Source organism: Metabacillus herbersteinensis, from assembly GCF_042433335.1.
In the GTDB taxonomy this organism is placed as follows: domain Bacteria; phylum Bacillota; class Bacilli; order Bacillales; family Bacillaceae; genus Metabacillus; species Metabacillus herbersteinensis.
Map to the genome: position 1 here is coordinate 1 of NZ_JBHLVO010000017.1, position 13,186 is coordinate 13,186.

General features: G+C 36.5%; 13 protein-coding genes, 1 pseudogene and 1 riboswitch. Of the genes and pseudogenes, 4 read left to right on the forward strand and 10 right to left on the reverse strand.

Features of this window, described 5'->3' with window-relative positions:
* Positions 1-243: 243 nt before the first annotated feature.
* The 5 genes and pseudogenes from ACFFIX_RS17205 to ACFFIX_RS17225 form a co-directional block, all read right to left on the reverse strand.
* Positions 244-354 (reverse strand): annotated as a pseudogene (locus tag ACFFIX_RS17205) (tRNA pseudouridine(38-40) synthase TruA); the annotation flags it as partial.
* 29 nt (positions 355-383) lie between these two features.
* Entirely contained in the window at positions 384-1,118 is a 735-nt protein-coding gene (locus ACFFIX_RS17210) for an amino acid ABC transporter ATP-binding protein (protein ID WP_378936160.1), read from the reverse strand.
* A 71-nt stretch (positions 1,119-1,189) separates the two neighbouring features.
* A complete protein-coding gene (locus ACFFIX_RS17215; protein ID WP_378936162.1) occupies positions 1,190-1,912 on the reverse strand; it encodes an amino acid ABC transporter permease in 723 nt (240 codons plus the stop codon).
* A gap of 67 nt (positions 1,913-1,979) precedes the next feature.
* Complete coding sequence (locus ACFFIX_RS17220; RefSeq protein ID WP_378936164.1) at positions 1,980-2,819, reverse strand: transporter substrate-binding domain-containing protein; 840 nt, start codon at positions 2,817-2,819, stop codon at positions 1,980-1,982.
* 134 nt (positions 2,820-2,953) lie between these two features.
* Positions 2,954-3,136, reverse strand: a riboswitch (Lysine riboswitch).
* Positions 3,137-3,377: 241 nt separating this feature from the next.
* Positions 3,378-3,881 carry a CBO0543 family protein gene (locus ACFFIX_RS17225; protein ID WP_378936166.1) on the reverse strand — a complete coding sequence of 168 codons (504 nt, stop codon included), beginning with the start codon at positions 3,879-3,881 and terminating at the stop codon, positions 3,378-3,380.
* 346 nt (positions 3,882-4,227) lie between these two features.
* On the opposite strand from ACFFIX_RS17225, the gene ACFFIX_RS17230 reads away from it, so the two are divergent.
* Positions 4,228-4,599 carry a hypothetical protein gene (locus tag ACFFIX_RS17230; protein ID WP_378936168.1) on the forward strand — a complete coding sequence of 124 codons (372 nt, stop codon included), beginning with the start codon at positions 4,228-4,230 and terminating at the stop codon, positions 4,597-4,599.
* 192 nt (positions 4,600-4,791) lie between these two features.
* Here ACFFIX_RS17230 and truA read toward each other — a convergent pair whose 3' ends face one another.
* Positions 4,792-5,529, reverse strand: a complete 738-nt coding sequence (gene truA / locus ACFFIX_RS17235) for a tRNA pseudouridine(38-40) synthase TruA (RefSeq protein WP_378936170.1) — start codon at positions 5,527-5,529, stop codon at positions 4,792-4,794.
* A 134-nt stretch (positions 5,530-5,663) separates the two neighbouring features.
* Positions 5,664-6,257, reverse strand: a complete 594-nt coding sequence (locus tag ACFFIX_RS17240; protein ID WP_378936172.1) for a vWA domain-containing protein — start codon at positions 6,255-6,257, stop codon at positions 5,664-5,666.
* Between the two features lie 97 nt (positions 6,258-6,354).
* Between ACFFIX_RS17240 and ACFFIX_RS17245 the strand changes: the two genes are divergently transcribed.
* Complete coding sequence (locus ACFFIX_RS17245) at positions 6,355-6,852, forward strand: hypothetical protein (RefSeq protein WP_378936174.1); 498 nt, start codon at positions 6,355-6,357, stop codon at positions 6,850-6,852.
* 132 nt (positions 6,853-6,984) lie between these two features.
* Here the strand turns inward: ACFFIX_RS17245 and ACFFIX_RS17250 are convergent, their stop codons facing one another.
* Positions 6,985-8,004 (reverse strand): Gfo/Idh/MocA family protein, encoded by a 1,020-nt coding sequence (locus tag ACFFIX_RS17250; RefSeq protein ID WP_378936176.1) that lies wholly within the window; start codon positions 8,002-8,004, stop codon positions 6,985-6,987.
* A gap of 245 nt (positions 8,005-8,249) precedes the next feature.
* On the opposite strand from ACFFIX_RS17250, the gene ACFFIX_RS17255 reads away from it, so the two are divergent.
* Together ACFFIX_RS17255 and ACFFIX_RS17260 are read left to right on the forward strand one after the other, a co-directional pair.
* Entirely contained in the window at positions 8,250-8,831 is a 582-nt protein-coding gene (locus ACFFIX_RS17255) for a DUF3231 family protein (protein ID WP_378936178.1), read from the forward strand.
* A gap of 284 nt (positions 8,832-9,115) precedes the next feature.
* Positions 9,116-10,294 carry an SLC45 family MFS transporter gene (locus ACFFIX_RS17260; protein ID WP_378936180.1) on the forward strand — a complete coding sequence of 393 codons (1,179 nt, stop codon included), beginning with the start codon at positions 9,116-9,118 and terminating at the stop codon, positions 10,292-10,294.
* Positions 10,295-10,802: 508 nt separating this feature from the next.
* Here ACFFIX_RS17260 and ACFFIX_RS17265 read toward each other — a convergent pair.
* Both ACFFIX_RS17265 and ACFFIX_RS17270 read right to left on the reverse strand, forming a co-directional pair.
* A complete protein-coding gene (locus tag ACFFIX_RS17265) occupies positions 10,803-11,756 on the reverse strand; it encodes a Gfo/Idh/MocA family oxidoreductase (RefSeq protein WP_378936182.1) in 954 nt (317 codons plus the stop codon).
* Positions 11,753-12,856 (reverse strand): DegT/DnrJ/EryC1/StrS family aminotransferase, encoded by a 1,104-nt coding sequence (locus ACFFIX_RS17270; protein ID WP_378936184.1) that lies wholly within the window; start codon positions 12,854-12,856, stop codon positions 11,753-11,755. Before ACFFIX_RS17270 ends, ACFFIX_RS17265 begins: the two co-directional genes overlap by 4 nt.
* Between the last annotated feature and the right edge of the window lie 330 nt (positions 12,857-13,186).

The following is a 13,186-nucleotide window of genomic DNA, read 5'->3' on the forward strand; positions in this document are numbered from 1 at the left end:
GTCACCGTGGACACCCTTGCCTTCGACTAATGGTTCGCATATCCCAACGCCCATAACGGACTTCCACCGTCTAGTTGATGAACATGCCTGGCACACAGAAAAGTGTCCTTCATAAAGGCTGTGAAGGACAAAATACAGCAAGGCATCAAGAAAAGTGTCCTTCATAAAGGCTGTGAAGGACAAAATACGGCAAGGCATTAAGAAAAGTGTCCTTCATAAAGAGTTTTGCATTGTAAAGAAATGCTATACTATTACAACCTTTAACTCTGCATCTCCTGTTTTACCTAACCCAACCTCTATCAACGTTCCGACAATCTTTCGAACCATATTATGAAGAAATCCATTCCCTCGTACTTCGGGCAGTGACAGACACTAAGTTCTATCTATTTTAAAGTACGCTTCAAAAATTCCCTCGTACGTTCTTGAGTTGGATTATTGAAAATTTGTTCGGGACTTCCTTCTTCTGCAATAACTCCTTTGTCCATAAATACGACGCGGTCTGAAACTTCTTTTGCAAATTCCATTTCATGAGTGACGATTAACATAGTAAGACCTGTTTCAGCGAGTTCCTTCATCACTTTAAGAACTTCCCCTACCATCTCAGGATCAAGTGCAGATGTTGGTTCATCAAACAACATCACATCCGGTTCCATTGAAAGTGCTCTAGCAATTGCCACCCGTTGTTTTTGACCACCTGATAATTGTCTTGGTTTAGCATTAACATACTGATCCATACCGACGACTTTTAAATAGTTCATTGCTGTTTTTTCTGCTTCTTCTTTGGAACGTTTTAACACTTTTACTTGTCCGACAACACAATTGTTTAATACATTGTGGTTATTAAATAAGTTAAATTGCTGAAAAACCATCCCTAACTTTGTTCGGTAAGCGTGGATATCATGTTTGTCATCTAAAATATTTTCACTCTGGTAAATAATTTGTCCACCACTTGGTTTTTCGAGAAGATTAATACAACGAAGAAGAGTCGATTTACCAGATCCAGACGAACCAATGACGCAGACAACTTCTCCTTTATACACTGAAAAGTCAATGTCTTTTAATACTTCATGGTTTCCAAAGGATTTGCTTAAATGTTGTATATCAATGACTTTTTCCATATATCTCATCCTTTGTTTTCTATAGATTTCCGCACGCGATCTTGTTCTACGCAACATCTCTTCTGGTATCTCTATCTTTGATTATCCATCATATTGTAATTTTCGGGACCATCTAATTTTCTTTCAATAACTCGCAAAATTCTTGTTATCGTAAACGTCATGATGAAATACAAAATGCACGCGACAAAAAACGATTCAAAGTATCTGAAATTGTTTCCTGCAACTGATTTTGTCAGGAAAAACAATTCCGTTACACCAATTACGTTTAATACTGATGTATCTTTTATGTTAATTATAAATTGATTGCTTGTTGCTGGTAAAATATTACGAACAACTTGTGGTAAGACAATATGAATCATCGTTTGAAGATGATTCATACCAATCGCTTGAGCCGATTCAAATTGTCCCTTTTCGACAGAAATAATCCCACCTCGAACAATTTCTGCCATGTAAGCCCCAGTATTAATCGATACGATAAAGAACGCTGCGACTAATATGTCCATATCGATATTAAATGCTAAAGCAGAGCCATAATAAATGACCATCGCTTGGACGATCATAGGTGTTCCTCGGAAAAATTCGATATAAATAGAAAGAATGGCATTAATTACTTTAAGAATACTTCTCTTTGCTCCTCGTTCAGGCATTGGAATTGTATGAATAACTCCTATTACTAAACCAATGATCGCACCTATTATCGTACCAATCATTGAGATTAATAGAGTCATTCCAGCTCCACGAATGAACATAGGCCAATTGTTTGAAACAATGGTTACGACCCACTCAAGACTCATAGTTCTCCCCCTTTATTAAAAAAACAAAACCGACTGCAAAAAAAATGCAGCCGGTATCACATTCTCATTATTCTGCAGCTGGTTGATTCTTAATTGCTGTATCCATAATGTTTTGACGATCTTCCTCTGAGATAGCTGCTAATGCTTCATTGATTTTCTCCGTTAATTCACTATCTTTTGCAAGTCCGACCGCGATTGCTGTATCATCATCAGATGTAGCAAATCCTTCTGCGAATTCGACCATTGCAAAGTTTTCATTTGCCGCAGAAGCACTGATTGCTTCTGGACGTTCTGACACATAGCCATCAATCATCCCTGATTCAAGAGCCACTCTCATTGCTGGAAAGTTGTCCATAGCAGTTTCCTGAGATACACCTTCAATTTGCTCAATTACTGAATAGTGAAAGGTATTTAATTGAGCCGTTACTTTTGCTCCTTTGAAATCTTGGATCGAAGTAACACCTTCATAGTCTCCACCTTTTTTTACGACCATTACTAAATCAGATGTGTAATAGTTTTCTGAGAAGTCGATTGTCTCTTTACGTTCTGCTGTTGGTGACATACCTGCAATAATTGCATCGATTTTACCTGAAGTTAGTGCTGGTACAAGGCCATCCCATTCCGTTTTGACAATCACTAATTCTTTTCCTAGATCTTCAGCAATTCTCTTTGCAATTTCGACATCATATCCACCTGCATACTCTGCATTGCCATCAATTTTTACTCCATCGTTGGAATCATCCATCTGAGTCCAGTTGAATGGTGCATATCCAGCTTCTAGACCAACCTTAAATGTGTCTGCTTCAGCTGATGACCCTGTAGTTTCTGAACTACCTGACCCACATCCTGCTAGTAGCAAAATTGTTGAAAGCAACATCGTAAAAAATAATAACGATTTTTTTCTCATGACAGTTCTCCCCTTTTGGTAACTATATGTTTAATCGTGTTCTAAATATTCTAAAAAGGCCAACCTACACAAAAAAGACCTGAGATAAACTCAGGTCACATATGTATGGTTGGCCCAAATCCTCGTTTTTTCCCACATGAGATAGCACACTCAATAAACCGGGACGTTTATTGAGACAGTCCTGCAGTTCTTCACTACAGACCCAGCATGTAATATAGAGAAATATTACAAACTTCGGCGACATTTCCTTCTCCTTTAGAATCATAGCTTCTCAAACTCCTCTAAGGACTGTTAAATATCGCGCCTCTACCTCACTATTAAAAGTGAGGTTATATTCAGTTATTAATGATAGTTTACGATAATATTTTTTTGCTGTCAAGGTGGCTCAACTGTTCCAATAAGTTGGGGTAGTTTGACAAACTTTAAGTGGTTACACTCATGATAATACAACTGTAAGAACTCCGGTAAGACTTAATCTACGAAAAAATTAATATTATTTTCCATCATTTAACACCCTGTTTCTTAATATCCGGGTTTTGACACAGATACTTTTAATTTTCAAGCAAATTTAAATGGGACTTGGAAATAAGATATCAAGAAAATGATTATAATTATCGATAAAATATAGGCTCTGAATGGATAGTATTGATGTAGGGCAATGACCGAGAACATGACAACATCAAATAAAAAAGAATACCAGAATAACCAGCCACTCTGATATGAAATCCTCCCAAACATATGTAAGATCCATTCAACAGATATGTAAATTCCAGACCAAACCAATATGTAAATTAGTCTTCGAAACAGTCTCTCGGGAAAATGGGAGAGAAAGAGGAAGATGCTAACGGGCATAGTTATAAGAGCATAAACAATTACTGTCATTTCTTGACCGTAAAGCAAATCGGGATGAAACTTCCACAAGGAATTTTCTTGTACGATATATTCGTAAAGCAAACCACCTGTGGCAATAAAAAACATACTAGCCTGGTATTCTCTCCAGCTTTTCCAATTTCCCCACTTAAAAGAAGCCATAATAGTTAAAATAGTAATTGCTACATGCATACTCACTACCCTCCCGAGTACTTTTATGTAAAGTATGCCCCATTTACTACGATTTATGTTTAGCTTATTTCTAAAGCAAAGAAGTAAGGTACGGAAGCAAATTTCTAGCAAATATAGAATCGTAAATTAAATTCAATGCTTAACTTATTGAATTGTCAGATATCTCACGAAGCAAGAATCTTGAAATAATTAAAAGCCAAATAGTACTCCAAGCTATATGGTACATTATTTACAAAACAGGTAAAGAAAGAGCAGAAATGCGTAAATTTAGAAGGCAGAAAAGTAAAGAATTAGCTGAGTTTATTTCGCTGAAAAAACCTTGGGACCAATAAAAGGAGGAAAAATGATGGTAACTTTATCTAGTCTTGATAAATTAAACGCTATATCTGTAACCCTTGAAAAATTAAAAAAAGACTATCCTAACCTTGTTGAAAAATTATTTGATATGGTTAACCTTACTCGTGCATTTCAATTTAAATATCAATATATGGGATGCTTAATTATGGATGAAGATCCCTGCCAATGTGCCCCGAACTTTGTTTCTCGCTCTGTTCTACGCTTGTATAAAAAAGAATTACAAAAACTAAAAGATGATCTTGATTTCCAAGTATTGAAACAAACTTTTGCTGAGTTTAGAAGTACCGGATACGCAAATATCAGTCAATTAGTACTGGGGATGACACCTGAATCATTAGTAGGTACTTCTAGTATTAGGTAAATTGGTGGTAAGATTTTAGCTATCATTAAAAACCCTAATTCCCCTTATCCGTTTTTGCTTAGAATAACTATGAATCAGTTGTTAAAATTAAATATGCTTTTTTTGAAAAACCACCTTGCTTCCTAAGACGCAGGGTGGTTTTCTTGGTATCTAATAAGCTTTTTCTAAAGATTGGGTAGAGAGGACGTATATCTAAAACTCAACTTTCTCCAAATAAAGCCCACCCGGCTCTGCTGGAAAACCAGCTTGGTTCCGTTCTTTTGAATCTAAAATACTCGGTATACTTTCACCCTCTATCTTTCCCAACCCAACGTCTATCAACGTTCCGACAATTTTTCTTACCATATTATGAAGAAATCCATTACCTCGCACTCTTATTTGAATAAAGCCGGCATTTTCTTCTATATCTAAAGAATGTATTTCACGCACCATGGACTTTTTCTTAGATTTGGCATTTGAAAAAGTAGTAAAGTCATGTTCACCTATGAAATGTTGACATGCTTTTTTCATTTTTGTGATATTCAACTTTTCTTCAACATGCATGCTGTACTTTCGCATGAAAGGATTTGTATGATCCTCGTTCCAAATCTTATACACATAGGTTTTATCTTTGGCATTATAACGGGCATGAAAACGGTCTGGAACTGACACAACCTCTATTATGCTGATATCATTGGGTAAATATTTATTCAAATACTTCTTGATTTCAGACTCTGTTAGATTCTCACTGATTATAAAATTGGCTATTTGAGCAAAAGCATGTACACCTGCATCTGTTCTGCTGCATCCAATGATTTCAGTCTTTTTCCCTACCATCTCTGATAAAACATTTTCTATCTTTCCTTGAATTGAGTTTTCACCTTCACCGAGCCGCTGCCAGCCTTTATAGCGTCCGCCGTCATATTGAATGGTTAATTTATAGTTGTTCATGGTTTGCTCCTTATTTTTGCAATTTATTGTGTGTGTTTCTATCGAATTTTAACGAATACTTTCATTATACCCTAGGGAATTTTCTTAGTAAAAAACACCCCCAAACCAGAAAGTGACTTGGGAGTGTTCCATTATCATAAAAACCGTTTCTGTCTTCTCTCTGATAGTTCCTCATTAACCATGGAATACATACTTTCAACACCAATTTCTGATGCTTCAAAGTTATATGCATGATCCTTATCTATTCCTATACTATCTGCTTCTTTTGTAGCATCAATATTTGCTCCAATGAAAATAAACTCCCAATTGTATTTCTCTTGCTGGTGCTTTATGAGCTCTCTTACTTTTTTATAATTAAACTCACTACTCGCATTTTCCATACCATCTGTTGTAATCACAAAGATAACCTTACCTGGCTTTTGCTCTTCACTAGTATTAGATAACCTTTGGCGCACATCCAAAATGGCTTTTCCGACTGCGTCAAGAAGTGCTGTACATCCCCTTACATAATACTCCTTGTCTGTTAGTCTTGCATTGTTTGCATCAATACCATTCCATACTATCTCATAGCTGTCATCAAAGAGGGCTACTGTGAGCATCGTTTCACCTTCTAGTTTGCACTGCTTTTCAATTAAGGCATTAAACCCTCCAATGGTATCACTTTCAAGCCCAGCCATTGATCCACTCCGATCAAGCAGGAAGATAATTTCTGTTAAATTTTGATTCATACTAAACATCCTCTCTATTTGTTCATGATATAATTCTAAATGAATTTATTCATAATGTGGTCGCCTGTTAAGCGACATTTAAGGGAGGGTGGGCCATATGCTTGATAAGATGATAATTGAAGAATTACGGGAGTTTGTACAACTTCATTTGAGCAGTTTTCAATTAGAGGATTGTAAATCGGCTCCTAATATTGAGAATAGTATTTTTGAAGACATACAACAGATTGAATTAGAAGATTTTATTAAAATAAACCGCAAACCCACACTGAACCAGGTATTGTTCAGTTTCATTGATAAAAAGGGTGCAAGTGACATAGAGATTTACAAAAAGGCCGGAATCGACCGCAAGCACTTTTCCAAAATACGATCGAATCTAAATTATCATCCTAAGAAAAACACCATGATTGCTCTCGCATTTGCACTTGAGCTAAATGAAGAAGACACCAATGAGCTCTTAAGCTCTGCAGGTTATTCATTGTCTGATAGTGAAACCTACGATTTGGTCATTCAGTTTTGCTTAGAAAAAAGAATATATGATCTTCATCTAGTTAATCAGGCTTTAGATTATTTTAGTTTGAAGCCGTTGATTGGATAGCTGTTACATAGTGGGATTAGACATAGCTCTTATATGATATAGATATGTTTTTTTAAGGCTAACTAAAAACAAAGGAGAGAATCATTGATCTCTCCTTAAGTAGATTTATGATCTAAAATACAAATATTCCTATTAAGTTAAAGAAATTTTTTGTCCTTTATCAGCACTTTCTAATGCTCCAAAAACCATCTTCATACTCTTTATATTATCTGTGCAGTCTGTCTCTGATTTTCTTCCTTCTAATAGAGCAAGAAACATTTCATCCAAGCAGCCGAAATGACCTTCATGAGTCATTTCTGTAACAGTTGCTTCTACTCGAGTATGCTCGTTCTGAAATACGTGCTCATCGGCAAGTTTAACAACCTCACAATAAGGCACATGGTCACCATCCCAGATAGCTGTACCTTTTGTCCCAGTAACACGCCAAGCTGCCTCCCATGAGGTTGAAGCTCCCTCTGCACACCAAGAACCACGATAGTTGAATACCGAACCATCAGACATTTCAAAAATACAAATAGCTGCTGCATTTCCTTCATACCAAGAACCTGTTGGATTGAACTCATAACAGTAGACCGAAACCGGATCAGCACCAGTTATGAAACGTGCTTGATCAAAAGTATGTATGGCCATATCTAGTATTAAAGGACTCTTCATTGCATCTCGAAATCCTCCAAAATGTGCACCGATAAAGAAATCTGCACATACAAAACCACTTTTCCCAATTGTTCCCTTATGGATTGAATCTCGAAGTGCTCTTATATTGTTGAGATATCTACGGTTTTGCATGACCGCATAGAACCGATTCGCAGCCTCCGCAGCCGCCTTCATCTCATACGCCTCCTGAAGTGATGATGCCATTGGCTTCTCACCCATTACGTCACATTTTGCTTCAAAGGCGGAAAGTGTAATTTTTTTGTGGACATCAGGAATCGTTATGTCAAATACTAAATTAGCTTCGGTAGATATCGCAGCCTCTTTCACATCTTTAAAAAAAGGAACAGTTAAGCCATGCTTATTAGACAGAATCTTTGCATTATCCTCATTTATATCAATTAGTCCGACTATCTCTACATCAGGACGTTGCATGGCATACTCTACCCAAGTATTTGCCATTCCACCACAACCCGCAATGAGTATACGAAATTGACTCATCTCTTAATCCTCCTTTGGATTAGGTACATAATTTAAGCCCCTATCACTTCTGCAAGTATTTAGCGAACTAACAGGGAATACCTTTGTTCAATATTACCAACCTTCAACGTATTTATGAAGCTGATAAGCTATTATCGATATATTGCTTACTGCATTGTTTGTGTCTATTGTCCAGATTACTCGAACTGAACACCTAATTTTATATTAACATGTTCAAATGTATAAAAAACCCATTTTAGTTAACGATGTTAATAACGACAAAGGACGAGGTGTTGTTATTGCCGAACAAGATAGAAGCATTATTCGATTACCTAATAACAAGATTTGACACTGAACCTAAATCAAGACTCCACATTGGTGAAGCAATGGGATGCTGGCTTTACTACACTGCGTTAGCAGAGGAAATTCCCGTGCTTGAATCCGCATTAAATACAACTACTGATAATGTACTTATTGAACTTTTAAAAGATGGAACCAAACTTGGTATAAATCAAAAAAAAATCTTGGGAGAATTTATGATTAAAGAAGGCGTTGCTTTACCCGATATCTCTGGGCATAAGCCAAATTCAGATCCTAATAGTGTTCCACTTGGTGTAAAGGCAACTGATATAGAGATTGCTAATCTAATTTCTGCTAAAGTAGCAACAAATATTGTAATGTGTTCAAGTAACATTAGTCAGTGTATCCGAAGTGATATAGGGCTAATGTGGATTAGATTCCATTCTGAAAAAGCAATTTATGGGATGGATGTTAAAACTAAAATGAGAGAACATGGTTGGATAAAAGTCCCACCCTATTACTACCCACCAGGAGCACCAAATAATTAAGTTGGTGCTCTTTTTGTTCTCTCTAAGCTTATTAGAAAAAAGAGCAAAGTTATCTTCATCTAAAGCAAAAGCACCTTATATATATAATTGAAAAGAGAGTGCAGATTCCTTTAAAAAGGGACCTTGCACTCTTTTATTGGTTTACACAGGGTTTTTTAGTGATTTCATTTTAAGAAAATAACACGCAAAAGGGAGTGTTACACTGCATAATATAGTAGCGCTCCATTTTTTTGACATTCCCTGATTGACTTTTCACATCTAAATCAATCTTAAGGAGAGCTGCAATGAAAAAAACTTGGCTATTAGGGTTTGGATTTTTCAGCATTAGTATTGGATGGTCTTTGTATAATGGATTTGTTCCATTTTATCTTAATAATTATATTGCCAGCACGGCATTAATTGGATTCCTTATGACCATTGATAATTATATTGCCCTTTTTCTACAGCCATATATTGGGAACCGCAGTGATCGAACACAAACTCGTTTTGGTCGACGTATGCCTTATTTGCTAATCGGTATCCCAATCGCTGCTTTATTCTTTGCTCTTATTCCATTCCACACTAGTTTAGTGACGTTAATCATCTTTATGGTATGTATGAACTTATCGATGGCGATTTTCCGTTCTCCCACCATTGCTTTAATGCCAGACATTACACCAGAATCTAAACGAACGAATGCAAACGGGGTTATTAATTTTATGGGAGGCTGCGGGGCCATTTTAGCATTTAGTGTAGGTTCTCTTTTGTACAATATTGAAGAATACCTACCTTTTTTAGCGGTTTCAGTTATATTTTTACTAGCATTATGGGTTATCTTTAAAAACATTAAAGAAAGCCGTGATGCCTTGTCTTATGCCATTATTTCCCCTCCAAAAATCAACTACAAATCAGAATTAAATACACCAACTGTTTACTTATTAGCTGCTATCTTTTTTTGGTTTATGGCGATTCAGGGGATGGAGGCTTTATTTACTTTATATGGAGTAAATGAGCTTGGCTTATCAAAAAGTGCTTCCGCATTTTCATTAGCCTTTTTCTCGTTGAGCTTTGTACTATCCGCTATTCCTTGTGGGCTATTAGGTGCAAAATACGGGAAGAAAAAAGTAATACTGATCGGGATCATAGGCTTAGTTTTCGTTTTTCTTCTACTAAACTGGACGGACTCGGTCTTTGCCCTAAGAGCCATTCTATTAGTGGGCGGTATGTTTTGGGCATGTATAAATATCAATGCCTATCCTTTTATTGTGTCTACAGGTAGTGAACACAGTTTTGGTACACGAACTGGTTTGTATTATTTAGTTTCTTCATTAGCAGCAATCATTTCACCACCAACTTTAGGACTTTTAATTGACTACTTTGGTTTTGAAATATTATTCTTTGCTGCTGCAGGAAGTATGCTCTTTGCATTAGCTTGTATGCTCAAGGTTGACGTTGCCACAGGCACTTTGTCCAAAAATACCTGAACCATGCTTTCTTGAGTCAAGTTAACCATCCTCACTTTACAATAGTAAAGAAGAAGCAACCCTATTAAGACTGCTTCTTACCTATGCTCATTATAATCGATGATTATCTACTCGCCAATTTTTAACGGTGTTTTTTATGAAGAGTGTATACTTTTCCTTCCTCAAAAAAATGCCTGTTACCATCCGTTGTTATTTGATCTCTTTTGATGTAGTCACCTCTAATGTATTGAGAATCTTGATCTAGCATTGCCAATTAAGAAATCACCTCGATTTTAGAATAATACTGTTACTAATTACTACCATTTTAAATGCACATGATGATTTCTTCTACAAAAAAAGTGCTTGGCACCGTTTGAAGTATGTAGAAATGTTATCGACAAATTCTGGGTAGTGCCAGCACCGCTAGTTATTCTTCTCATGCTAAATTGTGAGTTTTTAACTAGGCTTTGTATTAAATATATGTACAGGTAAAATAGAAAGTAGAAATCGACGATGTCTATGCCGATTTCTATTTATTTTTCTCAATTTGTTCTTTGATTCTCAATGCTACTTCAAGTACTTTAGCTGCTTCGTGGACGCCTACCTTAGGGGAGTGTTTGGTTTGGATAGATTGAACAAAGTGTTCGATTTCTAAATAAAGCGCTTCTGCATGAGGAATCGCAACTTTTTCAATAATATTTTCTGGATGGTAGGAACGTATGGATGTGAGAGGTTTAGTAATTTCATGGTAAATGTATAACTCTTTTGCTAGTAGATTCGCTTTTAGGAATCTATTCTTTTCTGTTACATATAAACTTCTCTTTTTCTCTAAGGAAAGACGGCTAGAAAGTAAGGAAGCGAAGCAACCGTTTTGAAAAGAAAGTAAAGCGGCGGCACCCTCTAATTGTCCATCTTTTCCGTAGTAACCAACTCCGGTAACATTCGAAAGCGGGCTTTTCACTAATTGTAAGATGATATCGATATCATGGATCATAAGATCAAGAATGACATCTGTATCTATATGTCGGTATGGAACCCCAAATCTTCTAGCTTCAAGAGATATCACATTTTCCATTTTCATCATGTAGGATAGTTGCTTAAAAACTGGATTAAAGCGTTCTATATGACCAACTTGAACTATGACTGATTCTTTTTCTACCATTGTTATAATGTGTTCCGCTTCCTTCAACGAGGTGACCAAAGGTTTTTCAACTAACACATGCTTTCCTTTCTGGATTGCCTGCACTATTAATGAAAAATGGTGGAACGTTGGGGCTGCAATTATGACAGCATCTGCTCCATTCATGAGCTCCTCATATGATGAAAATGCTGTAACCGCAAACATATTAGCTACTTGTTCATTTCTTTCCTGGTTTATATCAAATACACCTACAAATTGAACATTTTTTATCTTTTGCAAAACCTTACAATGATTCACACCCATACTGCCAACACCTACAACCCCTATTTTTATAAGACTCATGCCTTATCACCGAAGAATTCTACTATAGCGGATATAATTTGTTCCTGCTGTTTATCTGTCATCATGGGATTAATCGGTAGTGCCAGTATATTTTGGGCTGTACTTTCTGAAATAGGAAAGTCCCCATTTTTATACCCCAGTTGATCAAAGGCTTGTTGAAGATGTAGTGGAATGGGGTAATAAATACCAGAAGCAATTTGTTTTTGCTGGAGAAATTGTGCCAATTCTTCCCGCTGTATTGTTCTAATACAATATTGATGAAAAACGTGCTCCCTATCTGCTGCAACAATAGGGACATCAACGATTCCTGTTAATCTCCTTGTATATTTCGCCGCCAATTCTCTTCTCCTTTCATTCCATTTGTCCAACCGTTTTAATTTTATGCAAAGGATGGCGGCTTGTATTTCATCTAACCGGCTGTTTAAACCAATATGTGTATGAACATACCGCTGGCAGCTGCCATGGTTTCTCAAGGATTTAATTTTACAATCTAATTCACTATCATTCGTTACAATCATACCCGCATCACCATATGCCCCCAAATTTTTCGATGGAAAAAAAGAAAAACATCCTACATCACCGAATGAACCCACTTTTTTTCCCTGAAAGGCTGCCCCAATTGATTGACAGGCATCCTCAATCACTCGAAGGTTATGCTTACGGGATATTTCCATGATAGCATCCATATCTGCTGATTGACCGAATAAATGAACAACGATAATGGCCTTCGTTCTTTCTGTTATAGCATGTTCAATCAAAGCTGGACTCATATTAAAGGTTAGCGGATCAATATCTACGAAAACAGGAGTCGCACCTACCCTGGCAATGACTTCAGCCGTTGCAAAAAAGGTAAATGGTGTCGTAATGACTTCATCACCGTATCCGATATTTAATGCTTCCAAACTTAATAGTAGTGCATCAGTTCCATTAGCTACTCCTAACCCGTGTGCAACACCAATATAGTTGGAGATTTCCTCTTCCAATTTATTTCCTTTTGATCCTAGTATAAAACTGCCACTTTCTAGGACTTCCCCAATTACCTGGTTAATTTCATCTTTTAAAACTTTATATTCAGTCTTTAAATCAACAAGAGGTATCATTTTCTCTCCCCTCTTTATTTTTTCATTTCAATCATTGCTTATAAAAGAAGAGGGTGTCCCATAAGTGTTTGACACTACTTTGTAAAAACATTTTCTTTTTTATTTATGATTCATTAAAAACTAGAGATTGTTGACGTTTGAGTCTGACACTTTGCTTTTGGGTCACCCTCTTTTATGTGTCCCTCTTAATCGTAGATTCCTTATTTAGTAATCTGCATCAGATGGTGGTGGACATTTTGGTGGTTTTGGTTTCTTTGATGGTTTTGGTTTCTTTGGTGGTTTTGGTGGCATTTTCTCCATTCCTTTCATAATTCAGATGACATCTCCTCT

Bases quoted from the DNA above. Each gene is read 5' to 3' on its own strand.
- ACFFIX_RS17215 (WP_378936162.1), bottom strand. From the start codon at position 1,912: ATGAGTCTTGAGTGGGTCGTAACCATTGTTTCAAACAATTGGCCTATG.
- ACFFIX_RS17270 (WP_378936184.1), bottom strand. From the start codon at position 12,856: ATGATACCTCTTGTTGATTTAAAGACTGAATATAAAGTTTTAAAAGAT.
- ACFFIX_RS17265 (WP_378936182.1), bottom strand. From the start codon at position 11,756: ATGAGTCTTATAAAAATAGGGGTTGTAGGTGTTGGCAGTATGGGTGTG.
- ACFFIX_RS17210 (WP_378936160.1), bottom strand. From the start codon at position 1,118: ATGGAAAAAGTCATTGATATACAACATTTAAGCAAATCCTTTGGAAAC.
- ACFFIX_RS17225 (WP_378936166.1), bottom strand. From the start codon at position 3,881: ATGCATGTAGCAATTACTATTTTAACTATTATGGCTTCTTTTAAGTGG.
- ACFFIX_RS17260 (WP_378936180.1), top strand. From the start codon at position 9,116: ATGAAAAAAACTTGGCTATTAGGGTTTGGATTTTTCAGCATTAGTATT.
- ACFFIX_RS17230 (WP_378936168.1), top strand. From the start codon at position 4,228: ATGGTAACTTTATCTAGTCTTGATAAATTAAACGCTATATCTGTAACC.
- ACFFIX_RS17240 (WP_378936172.1), bottom strand. From the start codon at position 6,257: ATGAATCAAAATTTAACAGAAATTATCTTCCTGCTTGATCGGAGTGGA.
- ACFFIX_RS17250 (WP_378936176.1), bottom strand. From the start codon at position 8,004: ATGAGTCAATTTCGTATACTCATTGCGGGTTGTGGTGGAATGGCAAAT.
- ACFFIX_RS17255 (WP_378936178.1), top strand. From the start codon at position 8,250: ATGTTAATAACGACAAAGGACGAGGTGTTGTTATTGCCGAACAAGATA.
- truA (WP_378936170.1), bottom strand. From the start codon at position 5,529: ATGAACAACTATAAATTAACCATTCAATATGACGGCGGACGCTATAAA.
- ACFFIX_RS17245 (WP_378936174.1), top strand. From the start codon at position 6,355: ATGCTTGATAAGATGATAATTGAAGAATTACGGGAGTTTGTACAACTT.
- ACFFIX_RS17220 (WP_378936164.1), bottom strand. From the start codon at position 2,819: ATGAGAAAAAAATCGTTATTATTTTTTACGATGTTGCTTTCAACAATT.